Origin of the sequence: Ilumatobacter sp. (assembly GCF_049588435.1) — a bacterium.
Lineage (GTDB): Bacteria > Actinomycetota > Acidimicrobiia > Acidimicrobiales > Ilumatobacteraceae > Ilumatobacter_A.
The window spans coordinates 1-21,269 of record NZ_JBAVYV010000338.1; the positions used below are offsets into that span (position 1 = coordinate 1).

The following is a 21,269-nucleotide window of genomic DNA, read 5'->3' on the forward strand; positions in this document are numbered from 1 at the left end:
CACCAACTCGGGGGCAACGGCGGTCGAGAGCGCTCGATCTCCGAGCGACTCGGGTCCGATCGCCCATCGTCCGTTCGGCTCGTCGTGCACGATCGCCATGCCGAGCCGTCCTGCGGCGGCGGTCGCGTCGAAGACGCCCGATCCGAGTGGGACGCAGACCTCGCCCTTGCACGCTCCCTCGGGCTTGATCTCCCAGCCCGTCGCCACCGAGAACTCGGCGGGACCGATGTCCAAGGTGTCGATGATCATCAGACGCGCCCGCGATAGGTGGCCGACGCGCCCGATGCGTCCTTGTTCAACCGTTTCGACAGGTGCAGTCCTTCGAGAACGAACTCGACGGCCGATGCGATCGCGGCCGGCGACTCGTCGCCACCGGTCAGCGCCATCACCGGCCCCCGCAGCGCGTCGACCTGTTCGACGAGCGCGGCGAGATCCGTACTCGAGACGTCCTCACCGGTGTGGGCGATGACCCCCTCTTCGAACGCGTCGACGACAGCGCGGGTCTGCGCCGGATCGACGGCGTCCTTGAACACGGTGAGCACCGCTCCCTTGATGAGGGTGTCGAGGATGAGACCCTCGCGGCCTTCCTCGAGCGACTCGATCTCGATCTTGCCCTGCGAGGACGCGGGGAGTGCGCCGAGGTCATCGATGCGAGCCACGACATTGCGTTCGCCGGACTTGAGCCCGCGCCGCAGAGCGTTCGCCGACAGCGCCTCGAAGTTACTGACGCTCAACCGCACACTCACACCGCTGCGCTGGTTGACCTGATTGCTGGCGCGCGCGAGGTGACTGAACGTGGCGATCACGTCGCCGAGATACTCGGGGACCGACACGCTCACGTCGCCGTCGGGGGAGGATGCGGCGAGCGGCACCGCCTCCTGCTTCATGATCTCGACCTCGGTGGGCACGTCGAGCGGGTAGTGCGTTCGGATCTGCGAGCCGAAGCGATCCTTCAACGGCGTGATCATCCGTCCGCGGTTGGTGTAGTCCTCGGGGTTCGCGGACGCCATCAGCACCACGTCGAGCGGCAGCCGGATCTTGTAACCGCGGACCTGGATGTCACGTTCCTCGAGCACGTTGAGCAGACCCACCTGGATCCGTTCGGCGAGGTCGGGCAACTCGTTCATCGCGAAGATGCCGCGGTTGGTGCGTGGCACGAGGCCGTAATGCAGCGTGAGTTCGTCGGAGAGGTATCGGCCTTCGGCGACCTTGATCGGGTCGACCTCGCCGATGAGGTCGGCGATCGAGGTGTCGGGAGTGGCGAGCTTCTCGCCGTACCGACGATCGCGATGCACCCAGTCGATCGGGGTGTCCTCGCCCTGCTCGGCGAGTAGATCGAGCGCGTGGCGCGACACGGGATGGTACGGGTCGTCGTTGATCTCGCTGCCGGCGACGATCGGCATCCACTCGTCGAGCAGTCCGGTGAGGGACCGGATCATGCGGGTCTTCGCCTGTCCGCGCTCGCCGAGGAAGATCACGTCGTGACCGGCCAGGACGGCGTTCTCGAGCTGTGGCATCACGGTGTTCTCGTAACCGGACACCCCCTCGAACAACGGCTCACCCGCCGCGATCTTGGCGATCGCGTGCTCGCGGATCTCCTGCTTGATCGGGCGCGACACCCACCCGGCCGCGCGCAGTTCTCGGAGCGTCGAGGGCCGTTCGTGTGACCGATCCTGGGAGTCGTCATCTGCCATGTGGGCGAACCTACCTCACCCCCTCCCGACGCTCTCATCGGAGCTGGATGACCGAGTTCGGTTCCGTCGAGGACCGACGTCGTTACGATCGGTCCGATGGAGCTGGAGGGTCGTTGGGTCGCGACACGCGCAACCGACGACGTCCGCCGCTTCGGAATCGGACTCGACAGCGACGACCGCGAGTGGAGCGAGGTCAGCGTCCCCGGGCACTGGCAGCACAACGCCGAGTTCGCGGACTGCGATGGGCCGCTCATGTACCGACACCGGTTCGACGCTCCTCCCCCGCCGGAGGGTCGACGCCGCTGGATCATGTTCGACGGCATCTTCTACCAGGGCGACGCGTGGTTCGACGGCGCCTACCTCGGCGATTCCGAGGGTTACTTCTTCCCCCACACGTTCGACGTCACCCAGCTGTCGCGCATCGGCGACGAGCACGTGCTCGCAGTCGAGGTCACGTGCGCCGGGCAGAGCGGCGCCCGGACGAACCTCACCGGTGCGCTCCAAGGATGGGAGGGATTGCCGAACGGGTGGAACCCCGGCGGGATCTGGCGGTCCGTGCAGATGTTCGACACCGGCCCGGTGAGGATCGATCGGCTGCGGGTCCTGTGCCGTGACGCCGACGAACGTCGGGCTCACGTGGTGCTGTCCGCGACGTTCGACAGCGACAGCCACCACGACGTGGTGATCGTCACCCGACGCGACGGCGAGATCGTGAACGAACAGCGGTCGGCGGTCGCCGGCGGGATGAACGAGTTCGAATGGTCGGTCGACGTCCGCGATCCCGACCTGTGGTGGCCCCGCGAGCTCGGCGACCAACCGTTGACCGAGTTCGAGGTCGACGTCGTGATCGATGGCGAGTCCAGCGACCGGCGGGTGCAGCGCACCGGGCTGCGCCAGATCCAGCGCCACGACTGGATCTTCTCGATCAACGGCGAGCGCCTGTTCCTCCGCGGCGTGAACCTGATGCCGATCACGGTCGGCCTCGGCGACACCGACGACGAGGCGATCGACCGCGATCTGCGCCACGTGGTCGATCTCGGACTGAACGCCGTGCGCGTCCACGGCCACATCAGCCGGCGTCGGTTCTACGACCGCGCCGACGAACTCGGCCTGCTCGTCCTCCAGGACTTTCCACTCGAGGGGACCCATGCCCGCAGCGTGCGGAGCCGGGCGGTGAGCCAGGCCGCGGCTGCCGTCGATCAACTCGGTCACCATCCGTCGATCGCGGCCTGGTCGGCACACAACGACGGACCGATGGCTTCGACGACGACCTCCTCCGATTGGCGAACACGCGCGCGCAACGCGGCGACGCAGCAACTGCCGACCTGGAACCGGGCCGTGCTCGACCGCTGGGTCAAGCGGGCGTTCGAACAGCTCGATCCGAGTCGCCCGACGCATGCCCGGTCGAGTCCGGTGTCGAGGCTCCCCCGAGCGGAAGGAACCGACAGTCACCTGTGGTTCGGCTGGCGCTCCGGTGAGCCGCGGGACCTGGAGAAGTTCGCTCGGAGGACCCCGCGCGCGGTGCGCTTCGTCAGCGTGTTCGGCACCGCGAGCGTGCCGCGATCTGCACCCGTGCTCGGCACGCAGCCCCCCGAACGGGTGTGGCCGAACGTCGACTGGGACGAGTTGGCCAATGACAACTCCGAACTGCGCGAGATCGTCGAGAGTCGCTTTCCACCGTCCGCCTCCGACTCGCCCGATGCGTGGATCGACGCACTCCAGCGGTATCAGGCGCACACGTTGCGCACCCAGATCGAGGTGCTGCGTCGGTTCAAGTACCGACCGACCGGCGGCTTCTGCTTCTCGTCACTCGCCGATCCCGCACCGGCCGTGTCGTCGAGCGTGCTCGATCACGAACGAACACCGAAGGCCGCCTACGCCGCCGTGCAGGCGGCCTGCTCCCCGGTGATCGTGGTGATCGATTCACCGCCGGGATGGGTCAACTCCGGACAGACGCTCGGGCTCGACCTGCACATCGTCAACGATCGGCGGATCCCGACCGGCGACATCGGCGTCACCGTGGTCGCACGATGGGCGGGCGGGTCGAAACGGTGGACGTTCGGCGGATCTGTCGAGGCCGACGACGTCGCGAAGGTCGGCACGGTCGAACTCACCGTGCCCGACACGCTCGGCGAGCTGTCGTTCGAGGTCGTGGCCACCGATCCCGACGGCTCGGTCCTCACGACCAATCGCGCGAGAACTGCGATCACGCTCCCACCCGACTGACCGGACAACTGGTGTCAGGCACCAGTTGTCCAGCTCAGCGGCGCGAGAGGGACTTGCGGTTCTTGATCTTCGACTTGAGGTAGTCGGCGTTCATCACCGCGATCGAGTCGATCGAGATCTCCTTCGGACACGCGGAGCTGCACTCACCGTGGTTCGTGCACGACCCGAAGTATTCCTCCATGGTCTCGACCATCGACTCGGCCCGCTTGAAGCGCTCGGCCTGCCCCTGCGGCAGCAGGTTGAGGTGGGTCAGCTTCGCGGACGTGAACAGCGACGCTGCACCGTTGGGACACGCAGCCACGCAGGCACCGCAGCCGATGCACGCGGCGTTGTCCATCGCCGAGTCGGACACCGGCTTCGGGATCGGGATCAGGTTGGCATCGGGTGCTCCGCCGGTGGGTGCCGTGACGAACCCGCCCGATTCGACGATCCGATCGAACGGTGCACGATCGACCATCAGGTCCTTGATGATCGGGAACGCCGTCGCACGGAACGGTTCGATGACGATCTCATCGCCCGAGTCGAACGTACGCATGTGGAGCTGGCAGGTCGCCGTGCCCTTCTGGGGACCGTGCGCCTGTCCGTCGATCATCAGCGAACAGGTGCCGCAGATGCCTTCACGGCAATCGTGGTCGAAGACGATCGCTTCTTTGTTCTCCTCGATCAGCCGCTCGTTCAAGATGTCGAGCATCTCGAGAAACGAGGCTTCGTCGCTGATCTGGGGGATCTGGTGGGTCTCGAAACGGCCTTGGCCGTCCGGTCCGTCCTGGCGCCAGATCTTCAGGGTGATGTTGGTGAGGGTGGGCACGATGCTCTACTTCTTGTCGATCTCGGGACGGGTGATGCGGGTTTCGGACACACTCATCACCTCACTTGTAGGACCGGGTCGCGAACTTGACGACCTCGTACTCGAGAGCTTCACGGTTCTCGATCGGGTTCTGCGGATCGCCGCTCCACTCCCACGCCGTGACGTGTGCGAAGTCGTCGTCGTTGCGCAGCGCCTCGCCCTCGTCGGTCTGGTACTCGGAGCGGAAATGGCCTCCGCAGCTCTCCTCGCGCACGAGTGCGTCCTTGCACATCAACATGCCGAGTTCGAAGAAGTCGTCCACTCGCGCCGCCTTCTCGAGGGTCTGGTTGACGCTGTGTCCGTCACCGGTGACACGGAGATCCTTCTTGAACTCGGCGTGCAGTGCCGGAATCTCCGCCAGCGCCTTCTCGAGGCCGACCTGGGTGCGATCCATTCCGCAGTAGTCCCAGATGATCTTGCCGAGTTCGCGGTGGAAGTGGTCGGGGCCTTTGGTGCCGCCGATGTCGAGGTAGCCCTGGTACCGGTCGCGTGCTTCCTGTTCGGCGGTCGCGAACGCCTCGTGCGTCTCGTCGGGGATCGGCTTGTTGAGCAGATCGGCGAGGTACGGAGCGATCGTGTACGGGAGCACGAAGTACCCGTCGGACAGCCCCTGCATCAGCGCCGAGGCACCCAGGCGGTTGGCACCGTGATCGGAGAAGTTGGCCTCGCCGGCGCAGAACAGGCCGGGGACGGTGGTCTGGAGTTCGTAGTCGACCCAGAGTCCGCCCATCGTGTAGTGGCTGGCCGGATAGATGCGCATCGGCATCTCACGCGGATCCTCTCCGGTGATCCGCTCGTACATCTCGAACAGGTTGCTGTAGCGCTCCCAGACCGTGTCGAGCCCGAGCCGTTCGATCGCGTCGGCGAAGTCGAGGTACACGCCGTTCTTGAGCGGTCCGACACCCTGGCCCGCATCGACGGCGCGCTTGGCGGCCCGTGACGAAACGTCGCGTGGCGCGAGGTTGCCGAAGCTCGGGTAGATCCGCTCGAGGTAGTAGTCACGCTCGTCCTCGGGCACGTCCTTCGCAGGGCGAGTCTCGTCGGGATCCTTGGGGACCCAGATGCGTCCGTCATTGCGCAGCGATTCCGACATCAGCGTCAGCTTCGACTGGAACTCGTCTGCTTGCGGGATGCACGTCGGGTGGATCTGCGTGTAGCAGGGGTTGGCGAACCCGGCCCCGCGTCGGTGTGCACGCCACGCTGCAGTGACGTTGCACGCCATCGCGTTGGTCGAGAGATAGAACGCGTTGCCGTAGCCACCGGTGGCGAGCACCACGGCGTGTGCGGCGTGGGACTGCACCTCGCCGGTCATCAGGTCGCGGGTGACGATTCCGGCACAGCGGCCGTCGATGTTGACGACGTCGACCATCTCGATGCGGTTCCAGAGCTTGACGTTGCCGAGTCCGATCTGACGTGACAGCTGCTGGTACGCGCCGAGCAGCAGCTGCTGACCGGTCTGGCCACGTGCGTAGAACGTCCGGCTGACCTGGGCGCCACCGAACGAGCGGTTGTCGAGTAGACCGCCGTACTCCCGGGCGAAGGGAACACCCTGCGCGACCATCTGGTCGATGATGTTGCCCGAGACCTCTGCGAGGCGGTGGACGTTGGCTTCGCGGCTGCGGAAGTCACCGCCCTTGACGGTGTCGTAGAAGAGACGGTGGACCGAGTCGCCGTCGCCCTGATAGTTCTTCGCCGCGTTGATCCCGCCCTGCGCCGCGATCGAGTGCGCGCGTCGCGGCGAGTCGTGGAAGGTGAACGATTCGACCTGATAGCCGAGCTCACCGAACGTTGCAGCCGCCGCCGCACCGGCGAGGCCGGTGCCGACGACGATGATCTTGAACTTGCGCTTGTTGGACGGGTTGACGAGCTTCTGCTCGGCGATGTAGTTCGACCACTTGTCGGCCATCGGGCCGTCGGGGATCTTGGGGTCCAGATTCAGGGTCATTCGGAATCCTCTCCGACGGGATGAGTAACGGCGGCCGGGTCGTACTCGACCACTCCGGCCAGAACGGCGACGGGAATCGACACGTTGCCGACGACGATGGCAGCGGCACATGCAACGGCGATGTTGCGGCGCCAGGCGTTGAAACGCGGGTTGTTCCAGCCCATCGACTGGAACAGCGACCAGACGCCGTGGAACAGGTGGATCCCGAGCGCGATGTTGGCGACGATGTACAGCGCCGCGACCGGAATCCGGCTCAGCGACTGGTCGACGTTGTAGTAGACCTCGCCGCGTTCCCACGTGCCGGTGACGCCCCAGGTCAGATCGGCGAGGTGCCAGATGATGAACAATCCGACGATGATGCCCGTGTAGCGCATCGTCCGGCTGGCGAAGTTCGCCACCTGGTAGTCACGAGCCGACTGGTACTTCACCGCTCGCGCATGATGGTTGATCTTCGTGAGCCCATACGCGGCGTGGATGTGCAGCAACACGGCCGCGATCAGGACGAGACGCAGTCCCCACAGCAGCCATGTGCGCGGCAGCAGCGGCACCGCGAGGTCGCGGAGGAACTCGCCGTAGACGTCGACGTCGTAGATGCGGTCACCGTTGCCCTCGGTCACCAGGCCGAGGAAGACCTTGAGGTTGCCGATCATGTGCGTGATGACGAAGCCGAGCCCGATCAGACCGGTGATCGCCATCACGTACTTCTTGCCGACCGCGGTGGCGTAGAGATCGAGAATGAACGGTTTCTTCTTCGCCGGTGCCTTGACGGCGGTGCCCGAGACCGGGCCGCGGCTCAACGTCTGTGCCATAGGCATCCGAACTTACTCGGTGACTTCCGTTCTCCGCCCAATCCGCCGATGAGGAGATCACCTGCCCGGCACCCGACTCGTTCGCGCCGGTTTGCTGCAATTTCTTCGTAGCATCGCTGACCGGCCATCATGGTCCGGTCCACCGGGAGCAAGCCCGGTAGGCCACTCACACCGACGCGAACCACGCGTCGACCGATTACGCCCAGGAGGCACCACCCCGTGGACGTTGTTCCCTATCTCGCATTCATCTCTGCCCTGGCGGCCCTCGCGCTCGCCGGCTACTACTACACCCTCGTCAAGAAGGAGTCGCCCGGTGACGAGCGGATGGTCTTCTTGATGACCGAGATCCAGAAGGGTGCGAAGGCCTTCCTGCAAGCCGAGTACAAGTGGGTCGGGATCTTCGCCGTCGCGATGGCGATCCTGCTGGCGATCGTGATCGCCCCGCTCGCAGCCGTCACCTACCTGTTGGGTGCCGTGCTCTCCGCCGGCGCCGGATACGCCGGGATGACGGTGGCCACGATGGCCAACGCGCGCACCACCGAAGCGGCCAAGCAGGGTCCGGGCAAGGCACTGCCGGTGGCATTCCGTGGTGGAGCGGTGATGGGCTTCTCGGTTGCGGGCCTCGCGCTCCTCGGGCTGATGCTCACCTACATCCTGTTCGTCACGGTCCTGGAGGTCGACGAGGCGTTCGAGATCCTGACCGCGTACGGCCTCGGCGCCTCGACGGTCGCCCTGTTCTCCCGTGTGGGCGGCGGGATCTACACCAAGGCCGCCGATGTCGGTGCCGACCTCGTCGGAAAGGTCGAAGCCGGAATCCCCGAGGACGACCCGCGGAACCCCGCCACTATCGCCGACAACGTCGGCGACAACGTCGGCGACGTCGCCGGCATGGGCGCCGACCTCTTCGAGTCGTACGCCGGCTCGATCATCGCCCCGATCGCGCTGACCGCATTCGTCCCGGCCGCACTGCTCGGCAGCGCCACGCTCGTCGATGTCGCGGACAAGGAAATCCTCACCCTGTCGCTGCTGTTCTTCCCGATGATGATCGCATTCGTCGGCATGGTCGCCTCGATCATCGGCTCGTTCTTCGTGCGCGGTGGCGACTCGACCGAAGGTCACGCGCTCGCCAAGGCTCTCCACATGGGGACCAACGTCGCGATGGGAATCACCGTCGTCGGAACCATCGGAGCCGCCTACTGGTTGTTCGATGACAGCGCCATCTTCTCCAACCCGATCGGACTCGCGCTCTCGGTGATCGGCGGCCTGCTCGTCGGTTGGGCACTCGGCAAGACCGCCGAGTACTACACGTCCGACCACTACGGCCCGGTCAAGAAGATCGCGGCACAGGCCGAGACCGGCCCGGCCACGACGATCCTCGCCGGCATCAGCGGCGGCATGGTGTCGGTGGCCGGCTCGGTCGTCCTGATCCTGACCGGCGTCGGCGTCGCCTACTACGGCGGCCAGCTCGCATTCGTCGACGACCTCGACGGCTTCGGTGGCATCTACGGCATCGCCGTCGCGGCGATCGGCATGCTCGCCACCACCGGCGTGGTGGTCTCGGTCGACGCCTACGGTCCGATCGCCGACAACGCCGGCGGCATCGCCGAGATGGCCGAGCTCGACCCGTCGGTCCGCGAAGTGACCGATGCCCTCGACTCGCTCGGCAACACGACCGCAGCGGTGGCGAAGGGCTTTGCTGTCGGCTCGGCAGCACTCACCGCACTGGCGTTGTTCAAGAGCTTCGAGTACGCGATCACCGATGCCCTCGTGGCGAACGGTGTTTCGGGTGCCGACCTCGTCGACCAGCAGCTCAACCTCGACATCGGAAGCGTCGAGGTCTTCGTCGGATTGTTCATCGGTGCGGGCCTACCGTTCCTGTTCGCAGCGCTCACGATCGACGCCGTCGGCCGTGCCGCCTTCAAGATGATCGAGGAAGTTCGCCGACAGTTCCGCGAGATCCCCGGCCTGCGTGAAGGCCTGCCGGGCGTCGCACCCGACTCGGCCCGCTGCGTGGCGATCTCGACCGAGGCGTCCCTCAAGGAGATGATCATCCCGGGTGCGCTCGCTGTGGTCGTTCCCCTCGTCGTCGGATTCATCAGCGTCGATGCCCTCGGCGGCCTGCTCGCCGGTGCGCTCGTGACGGGCTTCGCACTGGCCATCTTCATGGCCAACGCCGGTGGCGCATGGGACAACGCGAAGAAGTACATCGAAGCCGGCCACCACGGGGGCAAGGGCTCCGAGCCCCACAAGGCAGCCGTGGTCGGCGACACCGTCGGCGACCCGTTCAAGGACACCTCCGGGCCGGCGATGAACATCCTGCTGAAGGTGATGACCATCGTCAGCCTCGTGTTCGCGACCGCATTCGTCTGATCACGCAGGCGCGACCCGCTCGGTGAGTCGAACGTCACATGACGGGCTCATCGGGCGGGGAGCACGCTGCTACACGAACTCGACGATCTTCTCCACGGGGCTGTGCGCAACGCGAGACGAACCTCGCCGCACAGTCGAACACCGAGTCGACGTGACGGCCAGATCGCGAAGAACCCCGTACTCGCGCAGAAGGAATCGAGAACGCGCTGGGCCGGACCTGGGCGTTCAGTCGGCCTCGGCCACGAAGTCGATCAACCGCTCGACCGCGCCGATCAATTCGGGGCGCAGGTCGGCGAACGTGTCGACGCGATTGCGGAGTTTCGGCCAGAAGCCCTCGAAGGGCACGCCGAGCGCGGCGCACATCCCTTCCTTCCACGGAACGTCCGGGTCGTACGGGATGTCCGGCCATTCGTTCAAGCCGACGACCTTCGGACGGATTCCGGCCCAGACGTCGACGAACGGGTGGCCGGTGACCAGCACGTTCGGATCGGAGACGGTCGCGGCGATCCGCGTCTCCTTCGAACCCGGGACGAGATGGTCGAGCAGAACGCCCAGCCTCCGCGGACCGGAGGGGGAGAAATCCGAGACCGCCGCAGCGAGGTCGTCGGCACCGTGCAGCGGTTCGACGACGATGCCGAGTTCGCGCAGATCGTCACCCCACACGTGCTCGATCAGTTCGGCGTCGTGCTTGCCCTCGACCCAGATCCGGCTCGCGAGCGCGACCTTCGCCCGGCCGTCACCGGCGATCGATCCCGATGCGGTGATCCGCTGCGTCGCTGCTGCGACCGCGTGTGGCCGCACGAGGGTGACCGGGCGACCGTCGATCAGGAAACCGCCGGGTTTCCAGCCGAAGTGGCGGACGTAGTCGTGTCGGTCCTGGAGGGTGACCCCTTCGGCATTCCACCGCACGACGTCGCCGGTGAAGTGGCTCGATCGGTCCTCGACCAACATTCCCATCTCGACGACGACGTCCGGGTAGACCGGTCCGCGCCGCTGCTGGTCGTATTCGTCGAGGATGTCACGCATGGTCGTCGGTTGGTCGTCGGTCAGCCCGGATCCGGGTGTCCGAGTGTGCCACGCGGACACCGCTCTGACGCGGCATCCGGCCCTCTCCGGTGAGAGTTCGGACGACCCGTGCATCTCACATCTCACACGATGGATCGTCGGGTGGCGCGGCGTCTCCAGCCGGTCGAGGTGAGGACGGGGTCGAGGACGGTTCCGTCCGGGAACGCGAACGGCGCTCGCAGCCCGCTGTGCGCGACTGCGACCGGTAGGCGAACCGGCGCCAGACCGGCATCGGCGTCGCGGGGAATCCACCGATGCCAGCGATGCGCCGGTTCCTCGCTGAGCTCGACCGTCGGCTCCCCGAGGATCTCGATCGCACCGTGCACGACGCCGATCTGTTCGTACCCATCGGCGATCGCCGTCGGACCAGCCGTCGCATACCACTCGAGGTCGAATGCGATCGGCGTGGGAATCCCGTAGGCGCGGCCCAGCGCGTCGTCGGGGTCGTCGAGCGACGAGGCATAGGTCTCGTTGCCGACCGTCCACTGTTCCATCGGCGCATCCCGGAGGTGTTCCGCCCACATCGATTCGCCTTTCAGGATGAACGGATCGGCGCGCACCGGGACCTCGAAATCGGTGATGTGCAGCAGCGGTCGGCCGACGCGGGCGAGCGCCGCCCAGTACCAGGCGGTCGGTCCGACGATGCGATGACCGGAGATCACGCCCAAGGCGACGTCGCTCGTCCATGTGGCGAACACCCATTCCTCGACCGTGCCGGGGTGGCGGCTGTCGCTCCACACGGACGCCGCCGACGCGGGTTGCGCCGGCTCGTCATCTCCGTCATTCGGACCCACGATCAGGCAGACTACGGAGCGTGTCGAACAACTCACCGCGGAGCGAAACCGACGGCGCCTCTGGACGGATGCGCTACCTCAGCCTCGAATGGCTCGATGCCCTCTCGACCGAGGTGGCGTCGAGCGCCCACATGACCGAAGTCGCCACCCACCACGCGATCGGCGTCACCCAGGTCGTGAGCAACGGGCCCGAGGGCGACGTGATCTACCACCTCCAGGTGGGCGACGGTCACGCCTCGTTCGGTGCCGGACCGGCTGATCCCGAGCACGTGCGAATGGAACAGGACTGGCAGACCGCGGTCGACGTCGCCAACAAGGAACTGAACGCTCAGCAAGCGTTCATCGCCGGCAAGATCCGATTGACGGGTGACCAGCAGAAGCTGCTCGACTCCCAGCCCGTCTTCGGCGCGCTCGACGCCGCGTTCGAGTCCGTGCGCGTGCGCACCGACTACCGCTGACCCGGCCGGGCGAGGCGACTACCGTTCGACCATGCCCGAGATGCCCGAGATCGAGGCGCACGCCGAGCGACTCGACGCCCAGTTCGTCGGCCGGGTGTTGACGAAGTTCGTCCCGTTCAACTTCACCGCCCTCAAGACAGCCGTCCCCGCTCCCGACGCCGCCTACGGGCTTCCGCTGCTCTCGGTCGGTCGCCGCGGCAAGTACCTGCTCCTGGATTTCGAGCCGATCACCTTCGTCATCCATCTGATGCAGGGTGGACGACTGCTCCCCGACGTGAAGCTGTCGGCGAAGCCGCGAGGCGGCCAGGCGCGGTTCGTCTTCGAACCCGCCGAGAACGAGGATGGCTCGCTCGACGAGACGGCGCTCCTGCTGACCGAACAGGGCAAGGAACGCCGGGCCGGGGTCTGGTGCGTCACCGCCGGTGAGGTCGATCGCACACCGCCGGTCGACCGACTCGGTCCCGAAGCCGCCGGGATCACACCCGACCGTCTCGCGGAGCGGTTCGCCGAGAAGTCGATGAGGATCCACGGGTTCCTCCGCGATCAGCGGATGATCGCCGGAATTGGTCGTCGCCTGGCGAACGAGATCTGTTGGACGGCGCGCGTGTCCCCGTTCGCCACCACGAAGTCGCTCGGTGCAGCTGGTGCAGAATCCATCGCCGCCGCGATCGAGACCTGTACGACCGACGGGTTGGCCGAGGAGCGCACGCGCGACTCGATGAGTTCGTCGAAGCAGCGGACGAGCGCTGTCCACAACCGCACGGGCGACGAGTGTGAGCGGACCGACGAACACGGCCCCGACACCATCCGGGCGGTCGAGTACTCCGGCTACACCGTCAACTACTGCCCCACGTGTCAGACCGGCGGAAAGATCCTGGCCGACAACACGACCAGCCGTTTCCTCAAATAGCCCACGACACCTGCGCCCGCCGAGGGGCGCGGCCTGCGAGACCGACGAACCGGACAGCGGGGAGCTACGTTGGCTGGCGGTGCCAGGCGGGTAGCCGGCTCGGCGAAGGGGCGACATCGATGAGGTTCGGACAGTGGGCGACGATCGGAACCGCGGGTGTACTGATGTGCGCCGCGGTGGGTTGTTCCGATGACGGCAACGACAGTTCTGCGGCCGACAGCACGGCGGCCCCTGCGGAGACCGACGGGCCGGCTCCCGACGAGACGACCGTCGAGGACACGTCGGCCGATGGTGCGCCGGACGACGACGCGATCACCGGCGACACGTCGGGCATCACCGCCGAGGCGGTTGCCGGGTCCTTCGACACACTCGACGGAATCGTCGAGCGGGTGATGGCGGACACGGGCGTTCCGGGCGTGGCCGTCGGCGTCGTGTACGACGACGAGCTGGTGTATGCGCAGGGCTACGGCGTGCGCAGCGTCGACGCCGACGACCCGGTCGACGCGAACACGGTGTTCCAGTTGGCATCGCTCTCGAAGCCGATCTCGTCGACCGTGATGTCCGGCCTCGTCGGCCAGGAGACCTTCGAGTGGGACGACCCGGTGATCGAGTACGCACCTCAGTTCGCGCTCGACGACGAATGGGTGACCGAGCACGTCACCTTTGCCGACCTCTTCTCCCATCGCAGCGGACTGCCGGGCGGAGCGGCGGGCAACGACCTCGAGCAGATCGGCTTCGACCGAGACACCATTCTGCCGTTGCTCGCGTTCGTGCCCATCGACGGCTTTCGCGAGACCTACAGCTACTCGAACTGGGCGATGACCCTGGGCGCCGAGATCGGAGGGATCGCTGCGGGTTCCGACTGGGAAACCGTCTCCGACGACGTGCTGTTCGGCCCCGCAGGCATGGACAACACGAGCATGCGCCACGAGGATTTCCTCGCCGAGGACAACCGCGCCGAACTCCACGTACCTCGGGGCGATGGAGAATGGGTCGCCGATTTCCCGCGCGACCCCGACCCGCAGGCTCCCGCGGGCGGCGTCAGCTCGAACGTGATCGACCTCGCCGAGTGGATGCGGATCCAACTCGGTGGCGGCGAACTCGACGGTGAGGCGATCATCGACGGGGAGGCACTCAGCCAGACCCACGTGCCCCACATCACCAGCCGTCCACCGGTCCCCCCGAACGGTGGGCAAGCCGGTCTCTACGGGCTGGGTTGGGGGATCAACACCGAGTTCGGTGGGTTGGTCACCTGGGCCCACAGCGGAGCGTTCTCGAACGGGGCGAACACCACCGTCAAGCTCGTACCGCAGGAGAACCTCGGCATCGTCGTCCTGTCCAACGGTGCCCCGGTCGGAGCGCCCGAAACGATCGCCGATGCCTACGTCGACTCGCTGGTCACCGGTGAGGACAACACGACGGAATGGTCCGAGCTCTGGAGCGCACGGATGGGCGGCGTCTACGGCGAACCCCTCGATCTCGGACCGGAGCCGAGCGAGCCCGACCCGGCCGAGGCTCCCGACGTCTACGCGGGCACCTACTCGAACGGGTACGTCGGAGAGGTCACGATCGCCGCGAACGACGATGGAACGCTGGAGATGGGGATCGGGCCGATCGGAATCACCTACACCCTCGAACACCATGACGCCGACACCTTCGTCTATGCCCACTCACCCGAACTCCCGGACTTCGTCGAGACGGCGACGTTCGAGATCGTCGACGGCCGCGCAGCCTCGCTCACCCTCAGCGCGATGGACGGAGCCGGCCTGGGCACGCTGGAGCGGGTGTAGCGCTCGACATCCGCGCGGCGGTGTCGAGGCCATCCGTCTCGAACCCCGCGCGTAGTCTTGCACCATGCCGATTCATCTCCGTGCCGAGCCTGGCGACTACGCGCCGAACGTCTTGTGTCCGGGCGACCCGATCCGGGCCCGGTACATCGCCGACACGTTCTTCGATTCCGGCTACCGACAGGTCAACGAGGTCCGCGGCATGCTCGGCTTCACCGGAACGTTCGAGGGGAAGCCGATCAGCGTCCAGACCACCGGGATGGGCGCCCCGTCGGCGGGAATCGTCTTCGAGGAACTCGCGCAACTCGGTGTGCAACGTCTGGTTCGCGTCGGAACGTGCGGTGGACTCGCCGAGGGGATGGCGATGGGCGACACCGTGATCGCGCTGAGCGCGGCCGCGGAGGATCACTCGCCACGCCAGCTGAGCAAGATGGACTGCATCGCACCCACCGCCACCTTCCACCTCGCCGAGACGGCAGCGCGGCTGACGCGCGAAGGACAGATGGGCCAGGTCCACGTCGGGTCGATCGTGACGTCGGGTGTGTTCTACGAGCCGACCTGGGACAACTTCACCATGTGGAAGGGCCTCGGGATCCTCGCCGTCGAGATGGAGGCGGCGATGATGTACACCGTCGCGGCGATGAAGAAGATGGAAGCGCTGGCGTTGATGACGGTCAGCGACATGATCGGTGAGGAGTCCGGCGATGCCGTACGGATCAGCGACGACGAGCTGAAGCGCGGGGTCGACCAGATGATGGAGATCGGCTGTCGCGTCGCGGTCAGCTGACCACCGCGCGGGGCGTTGGCCTGGCGGATCACTGTGACAGGCGTCTGAATCCCGGGTGAACCTCGCATGAAGGGCGACCGATAGTTTCGACGCGTGACCTTGTCAGCGCCCGTCGACACCCCCGCGTCGGCGCCGCAGTACCGGATGAGTCAGCGCGAACTGCTCACACTCATCTCGGCGATCATGGCGCTGATGGCGCTCGGCATCGACCTGATGCTGCCCGCGTTCGACGACATCCGTGAGGCCTACGACCTCGGGGCGGCGTCACCGGAGACCGGCAAGGTCATCACGGTCTTCTTCCTCGGGCTGGCCGTCGCACAGCTCGTCTACGGCCCGCTCGCCGACCGCTTCGGCCGCAAGCCGGTCCTGTACCTGGGCGGAGCGATCTACCTCGTCGGCGCAATCGGCTCCGCTCTCGCTCCGACGTTCGAATTGCTGCTCCTGAGCCGCTTCGTCTGGGGCATCGGTGCCGCAGGCTCGCGAGTCGTGGCGACGGCGATCGTGCGCGACCGTTTCGAAGGCCCGGCGATGGCAGCGGCGATGTCGCAGGTGATGGCGGTGTTCATGCTGGTTCCGGTGCTCGCGCCGACCATCGGATCCGGGCTCATCGCGGTACTCCCCTGGCAGTCGGTGTTCTGGTTCTGCGCCGTGTGGGCCGTGATCATCACCGTGTGGAGTCTGCGTCTACGCGAAACGCTCGATCCGGCCAACCGCCGCCCGCTCAAGTTCGGCTCCACCATCCGCGGGTACACCGAGGTCGCACGCACCCGCGTCACCGCCGGCTACACCGTGTCGACCATCTTCCTCCAGGGCGTGTTCACCGCGTATCTCGCGAGCAGCGAGCTCCTGATCGCCGACGTCTTCGACCGTGAGGCACAGTTCCCGATCATCTTCGGACTCGTCGCCACACTGTTCGCCGCCGGCGCGATCATCAACGGCCGCGTCGTCGAGCGCGTCGGGATCCACCGCCTCGTCAACACGGTGTTCATGATCCTGCTGCCGATGACGGCGCTGTCCGTCGTGCTGTCGATCGCCAGTGACGGACGCCCGAGCTTCTGGGTGTACATGCCCCTGCTCGGGCTGACGCTGGGGTCGTTCATGTTCCTCATGCCGAACCTGAACACCGCGGCACTGACGCCCGTCGGTCACCTCGCCGGAACGGCCTCGGCACTCTCGGGTGCGGCCCGGATGGCGGGCGGTGCCGTGCTCGGAACGCTGGTGAGCGCCAAGGTGTCCGACTCCACCACACCGTTCTCGATCGGAGTCGCGCTGCTGTGCCTCGGTTCGTGGCTGACCGTGCTGATCGTGCGGCGACGATCCCCCGACCTCGCGAACGACCATCTCCGCCCGACGCCGGCCGACGTGGCCGTCGTCGGCTGATCAGGCACCGATCCTCTCGACCGCCCGGAGCGGCAGCTCGCTCCACTCCGCGGCCGCACCGACCGCACGAAGCCAGTCGAATCGTTCGTTGGACATGGCCGACCGGCACGCGTCGGTCGCCTCATCCGCAAGCTGTTGGACCCCATGGCGGAGATGGACGCCGAGGCGAGCCTGCTCCGAGCCCACGAAACCGGACAACACCACCGATGATTCCGCGTCGCCGAGTCCACAGGCTCCCACCGCGAGGAGCGCCGCCACCTGAAACGCAACAGCCGAGAATCCGTCGTCGACGCCGAGCATCTCCACCACGTCGGTCAGCCGGTCGATCCCGGTCGAGTACGCCCCGCGGCCGATGTCGAGTTCACTCCAGAGCAGGTCGGCAATGATGCGGGTGGAACCGCGTGCCTCCAGCTCGAGAGCACCGAGCACCCGAGAAGCTTCGTCGAAATCACCGAGTCCGATGAGTGCTTCGGTCACCAGCAGCTGGACCGAAACCTCGGTGGCCGCATCGGCGGACGGCATCGCCCGGGCAACCCGCACGACCTCGGTCCAGTCCCCTCGACGCGCAGCGACACCGGCCTCGATCTTGGTCACCAGCGGTGGGATCACGTCGAGCTGGGCAGTGATCTCACGAAGACACGAGAGCACATCCGCGCCGTCGAGCACGCCCGACAACCAGGACCCTTCGATGCGGTTCGCGAGTGACGGGAGGGCGCGAGCCCCCGATGACCGTCGCAGCGCGAACGCATCGGCGTGCAGGCGATCAGCCGAGATCGGATCGGTGGCCTGCAGCCGCGCGCCGAGAGCCGACAGGAGGTTGCCGCGCAACAGCGGCTCCTGCACATGGTGCGCGCCGTACTCGACCAGGGGCAGAACCGTCTCGAGCGCGCTGCGATCGCCGACATTGTGGGCCTCGATCAGCACGATTGCGGCTGCGTCGAGCACATCGTCGTCGATGCCCGAGGCCGGAATCTCCGGCCCGTCCGATGTCCGCGACAGCGCGAGTTCGACGCCCGCGAGCATCCAGCGGATGTTCTCCCGGTGCATCCGGCGTGACCAGAAGTACATCCGCGCGCCACGGGTGATCGCCAGTCCCAGGTCGACGCGATCGTGTGCGTACGCCCATGCCATCGCAGCGCGCAGATTGCCGACCTCCAGATCCCCGAGGTCCGTCATGGCGACCGGATCGCGAACCCAGAGATCGAAGATGGTCGACGCCACCGAGGCGTAGTACTCGGCATGACGGAGCCGGCCGGCGTCGACTTCGTCAGCGCCGACGCAACCATGCGACACACCTCGAACTGCCTCCAAGACTCGGAACCGACGCGCTCCGCCGTTGTCATCGACGACGACGAGTGCTCGCTCAGCGAGACGGCTCAATCCGTTCACGAGCGGCGTGATCCCGTCGACCCGAACCGCGATGGCCTGTGCCGCGTCGAGGTCGAAGTCCGTGGTGAAGATCGACAGGTCTGCGAGCAAGCACTGATCGGCCTCTGTCAGCAGGTTCCAGCTCCACGAGATCACCGCCCTCAGTGAGTCCTGTCGGCGATCGGTTGCGAGCCCCGACACCGCCTCGAGGTGCTCCTCCAGGTGGTCGGTGATCTGTGACACCGTCATGACCGACAGCCGTGACGCCGCCAGCTCGATCGCCAGAGGGATCCCGTCCAGACGCGCACACAGACGCGCCACCCCCGGGTCGGTGAGGTCGGGAAGCACCATCGAGGGTGCGGCCTGTCGTGCTCGATCTCGGAGGAGCTGGATGGCCTCGCGATCGGGAAGCGGATGCATCGACCAGATCACCTCACCGTCGATGCCGAGCGGTTCTCGGCTCGTCGCGAGGATCCGAACGCCCGACGCCACCCGGCACATCTGCGTGACCAGTTCGGCGACACCCGCGGTCAGATGCTCGCAATTGTCGAGCACGAGAAGCAGTCGGTGGTCGGCGAGACTCTCCAGGAGGTCAGCGACCGGGTCGCGCTGGTCCGAGGCCGTGAACCCCGCGGCGGCGAGCACCGTGTCGGCGAGATCGGCCGGCGTGGACGCGAGCGTCAGATCGACGAACCAGACCCCGCCCACGAACCGGTCGGCCACCGCGCGGGCGGTCTCCTGAGCGAGCCGAGTCTTGCCGAGCCCGCCGAAGCCGCACAGGGTGACGACACGGCGGGAGTCGATCAGCTCCGCGAGTCGCTCGATCTCGTCGAGTCGCCCCACGAACGAGGACATCGCCGAGGGGATCTCGACGGGGCGAGCCGCACCCTGCTGGACCTCGGTGACGGGGATCGCCCCGAGGAGCTCACGTTGGAGCTGTTCGAGATCCGGCGACGGCTCGATCCCGAGCTCGTCTCCGAGCCGGATCCGGAGCTCGCCGTACACCCGCAGTCCGTCGGCCGGGCGATGATCGCGCTGCAGCGCGATCATCAGCAGCCGGACGAGTCCTTCGTCGAACGGCTCGGCCTCGACCATTCCCGACAGGTCGGCGATGACATCTCGATGACGGCCGAGAGCAATGCGCGCCTCGATGGCCGTGCGGAGCGCGACGGAGTGCGCGCGTTCGAGCACCCGGACCTCGCTGCCGACGAACGGTTCCTCCGCGAGATCAGCAAACGGGCGCCCGCGCCACAAGGCCAACGCATCGGTGAGGTGACGCTCACAGCCTTCTGGGTCCTCGGTGAGTTCGTGGCGGGCCGTGTCGACCGCCTCGTGGAAGCGGTGGCAGTCGATCGATGAAGGTGAGATCCGGAGCCGGTAGCCCCCGGCGGAGGTCTCGATGAACGATGCATCTCGCTCGCGGTCGACGTCGAGCAGGGCCCGCAGGCGAGAAATGTGGAATGCAACCGCACGTGCGCCGGTCGATGGCAGCTCGTCACCCCAGATCGCGTCGAGAATCCGATCAGCGGAGACGGCCGCACCGTTCGAGACGGCGAGAAAGGCGAGCACCGCTCGTTGCCGGCGAGCGCTCACGGTCACCTCACGCCCACCGACCCACACCGACATCGGTCCCAGTACGCCGATCCGCGTGGGCAGGTCGTGGAAGCCGCACCCGGGTTCGTCGGCTGTCGCCGGCATGGCATCCCCTTCCCCTGCCGCCAGACCGAATCATCGATTCGCTCCGATCACATCGTCGCACGGCAGGCACCCGAGGGAAAGAGACGGTCGACACCCCTCTGGGCCGCACACATCCGAGCACACCGATCGCTCACCGAGCGCACATCGCCGACCTCGATGATCACAGCATGACCTCGATCCAACAGGGACTCGGGCCGATGCAAAGGGGAACATCATGACCATCCACTACGACTCCACGACCACCGCTCCGGGCTTGGGAACCTCGTTCCGGGGATCGACCGCGACGCTCACCCGTGACACGCCGACCGAACAGCCGACCGAGAAGGCGGGAGCCCGGAACCATCCGCCGAGATGGCAGAAGACCGCTCTCGTCGGAGCGATCGTCGCCGGTGTTGCCGCAGTGACGGTGTTCGTCGTGTCGAACGACTCGGGGAACGACTCGGCTGCCGTCGAGGTGAGCGAACTGAGCGAGGCTCAGAATGCCCAGGCACAGCGCTTGGCCGAGCAGGCGACCGCGTTCAGTGCGAACGAAGCCACGGCGACCGATCAGCGACTGGTCGACTCATCCATCACAGCAATCGAGGCACGGAACACCGCAGACCAGCCGACCGTGCTGGACTCCTCGGTCACCGCGATCGAGGCACGCGATGACGTCGCCCAGCCGACCGTGCTCGACTCCTCCGTCACCGCCATCGAGGCACGAGAGGACGTCGCCCAGCCCACCGTGCTGGACTCCTCGGTCACCGCCATCGAGGCACGCGATGACGCCGCCCAGCCGACCGTGCTGGACTCCTCGGTCACCGCGATCGAGGCACGAGAGGACGTGCCGCGACCGTTCGACGCCAGGACGAAGCGAGCGATCGAAGCCGACGGCGTCGAGGCGACCGAATCATCGCAGTGAGCGACTCGACGTGCGGGCTTCGGCCTCTGATTCAACAACCGGTTTCCCCGATCGCCCGGGTCGTCATCGACGATCCGGGCATTCGGGGTCTCGTGAGGAAACGCCGCTCAGATCAGGCCGAGTTCGGCGACCGCGTCGCGTTCGGAGGCGAGTTCGGCAGCGGTGGCATCGATCCGCTCGCGGCTGAACTCGTCGATGTCGAGACCCTGGACGATCTCGTAGTTGCCGTC

Annotated in this window: 15 protein-coding genes and 2 pseudogenes; 8 read left to right on the forward strand and 9 right to left on the reverse strand. The window is 66.7% G+C overall.

Annotated features, from left to right (window positions below):
* Positions 1-249, reverse strand: a pseudogene (locus WBV89_RS13090) (hypothetical protein); the annotation flags it as partial.
* Positions 249-1,694 (reverse strand): sigma 54-interacting transcriptional regulator, encoded by a 1,446-nt coding sequence (locus WBV89_RS13095; protein WP_423981794.1) that lies wholly within the window; start codon positions 1,692-1,694, stop codon positions 249-251. The pseudogene WBV89_RS13090 and the gene WBV89_RS13095, both read right to left, overlap by 1 nt.
* A gap of 96 nt (positions 1,695-1,790) precedes the next feature.
* On the opposite strand from WBV89_RS13095, the gene WBV89_RS13100 reads away from it, so the two are divergent.
* A complete protein-coding gene (locus WBV89_RS13100; protein ID WP_423981795.1) occupies positions 1,791-3,920 on the forward strand; it encodes a glycoside hydrolase family 2 protein in 2,130 nt (709 codons plus the stop codon).
* Positions 3,921-3,954: 34 nt separating this feature from the next.
* Here WBV89_RS13100 and WBV89_RS13105 read toward each other — a convergent pair whose 3' ends face one another.
* The 3 genes from WBV89_RS13105 to WBV89_RS13115 all read right to left on the reverse strand — a co-directional run bounded on the left by WBV89_RS13105 (position 3,955) and on the right by WBV89_RS13115 (position 7,521).
* Positions 3,955-4,728, reverse strand: coding sequence for a succinate dehydrogenase/fumarate reductase iron-sulfur subunit (locus WBV89_RS13105; protein ID WP_423981796.1), 774 nt, complete (start codon positions 4,726-4,728; stop codon positions 3,955-3,957).
* A 61-nt stretch (positions 4,729-4,789) separates the two neighbouring features.
* Entirely contained in the window at positions 4,790-6,706 is a 1,917-nt protein-coding gene (locus WBV89_RS13110; RefSeq protein ID WP_423981808.1) for a fumarate reductase/succinate dehydrogenase flavoprotein subunit, read from the reverse strand.
* Positions 6,707-6,708: 2 nt separating this feature from the next.
* Entirely contained in the window at positions 6,709-7,521 is an 813-nt protein-coding gene (locus WBV89_RS13115; protein ID WP_423981797.1) for a succinate dehydrogenase cytochrome b subunit, read from the reverse strand.
* A gap of 219 nt (positions 7,522-7,740) precedes the next feature.
* Here WBV89_RS13115 and WBV89_RS13120 point away from each other — a divergent pair, with 219 nt between their 5' ends.
* Positions 7,741-9,891: a sodium-translocating pyrophosphatase gene (locus WBV89_RS13120; RefSeq protein WP_423981798.1), complete on the forward strand. Its 2,151-nt coding sequence runs from the start codon at positions 7,741-7,743 to the stop codon at positions 9,889-9,891.
* A gap of 225 nt (positions 9,892-10,116) precedes the next feature.
* Here the strand turns inward: WBV89_RS13120 and WBV89_RS13125 are convergent, their stop codons facing one another.
* Both WBV89_RS13125 and WBV89_RS13130 read right to left on the reverse strand, forming a co-directional pair.
* Entirely contained in the window at positions 10,117-10,917 is an 801-nt protein-coding gene (locus WBV89_RS13125; protein ID WP_423981799.1) for a DUF3097 family protein, read from the reverse strand.
* A gap of 122 nt (positions 10,918-11,039) precedes the next feature.
* Entirely contained in the window at positions 11,040-11,750 is a 711-nt protein-coding gene (locus tag WBV89_RS13130) for a hypothetical protein (RefSeq protein ID WP_423981800.1), read from the reverse strand.
* Positions 11,751-11,770: 20 nt separating this feature from the next.
* Between WBV89_RS13130 and WBV89_RS13135 the strand changes: the two genes are divergently transcribed.
* The 5 genes from WBV89_RS13135 (at position 11,771) to WBV89_RS13155 (ending at position 17,072) form a co-directional block, all read left to right on the forward strand.
* The gene (locus tag WBV89_RS13135; protein WP_423981801.1) at positions 11,771-12,208 is read left to right on the forward strand and encodes an SCP2 sterol-binding domain-containing protein; all 438 of its coding nucleotides are present in this window, start codon (positions 11,771-11,773) and stop codon (positions 12,206-12,208) included.
* Between the two features lie 31 nt (positions 12,209-12,239).
* The gene (locus WBV89_RS13140) at positions 12,240-13,118 is read left to right on the forward strand and encodes a DNA-formamidopyrimidine glycosylase family protein (RefSeq protein ID WP_423981802.1); all 879 of its coding nucleotides are present in this window, start codon (positions 12,240-12,242) and stop codon (positions 13,116-13,118) included.
* A gap of 119 nt (positions 13,119-13,237) precedes the next feature.
* Complete coding sequence (locus tag WBV89_RS13145) at positions 13,238-14,908, forward strand: serine hydrolase (RefSeq protein WP_423981803.1); 1,671 nt, start codon at positions 13,238-13,240, stop codon at positions 14,906-14,908.
* 64 nt (positions 14,909-14,972) lie between these two features.
* Positions 14,973-15,692 carry a purine-nucleoside phosphorylase gene (locus WBV89_RS13150; RefSeq protein ID WP_423981804.1) on the forward strand — a complete coding sequence of 240 codons (720 nt, stop codon included), beginning with the start codon at positions 14,973-14,975 and terminating at the stop codon, positions 15,690-15,692.
* A gap of 93 nt (positions 15,693-15,785) precedes the next feature.
* The gene (locus WBV89_RS13155; RefSeq protein ID WP_423981805.1) at positions 15,786-17,072 is read left to right on the forward strand and encodes a multidrug effflux MFS transporter; all 1,287 of its coding nucleotides are present in this window, start codon (positions 15,786-15,788) and stop codon (positions 17,070-17,072) included.
* On the opposite strand, the gene WBV89_RS13160 is transcribed toward WBV89_RS13155, so the two are convergent.
* A complete protein-coding gene (locus WBV89_RS13160; protein WP_423981806.1) occupies positions 17,073-20,138 on the reverse strand; it encodes a BTAD domain-containing putative transcriptional regulator in 3,066 nt (1,021 codons plus the stop codon).
* Between the two features lie 214 nt (positions 20,139-20,352).
* Between WBV89_RS13160 and WBV89_RS13165 the strand changes: the two genes are divergently transcribed.
* Positions 20,353-21,039 (forward strand): hypothetical protein, encoded by a 687-nt coding sequence (locus tag WBV89_RS13165; RefSeq protein WP_423981807.1) that lies wholly within the window; start codon positions 20,353-20,355, stop codon positions 21,037-21,039.
* Between the two features lie 107 nt (positions 21,040-21,146).
* On the opposite strand, the pseudogene WBV89_RS13170 reads toward WBV89_RS13165, so the two are convergent.
* Positions 21,147-21,269: pseudogene (locus WBV89_RS13170) on the reverse strand (malate dehydrogenase); the annotation flags it as partial.

Bases quoted from the DNA above. Each gene is read 5' to 3' on its own strand.
- WBV89_RS13150 (WP_423981804.1), top strand. From the start codon at position 14,973: ATGCCGATTCATCTCCGTGCCGAGCCTGGCGACTACGCGCCGAACGTC.
- WBV89_RS13145 (WP_423981803.1), top strand. From the start codon at position 13,238: ATGAGGTTCGGACAGTGGGCGACGATCGGAACCGCGGGTGTACTGATG.
- WBV89_RS13165 (WP_423981807.1), top strand. From the start codon at position 20,353: ATGACCATCCACTACGACTCCACGACCACCGCTCCGGGCTTGGGAACC.
- WBV89_RS13095 (WP_423981794.1), bottom strand. From the start codon at position 1,694: ATGGCAGATGACGACTCCCAGGATCGGTCACACGAACGGCCCTCGACG.
- WBV89_RS13115 (WP_423981797.1), bottom strand. From the start codon at position 7,521: ATGGCACAGACGTTGAGCCGCGGCCCGGTCTCGGGCACCGCCGTCAAG.
- WBV89_RS13100 (WP_423981795.1), top strand. From the start codon at position 1,791: ATGGAGCTGGAGGGTCGTTGGGTCGCGACACGCGCAACCGACGACGTC.
- WBV89_RS13140 (WP_423981802.1), top strand. From the start codon at position 12,240: ATGCCCGAGATGCCCGAGATCGAGGCGCACGCCGAGCGACTCGACGCC.
- WBV89_RS13125 (WP_423981799.1), bottom strand. From the start codon at position 10,917: ATGCGTGACATCCTCGACGAATACGACCAGCAGCGGCGCGGACCGGTC.
- WBV89_RS13160 (WP_423981806.1), bottom strand. From the start codon at position 20,138: ATGCCGGCGACAGCCGACGAACCCGGGTGCGGCTTCCACGACCTGCCC.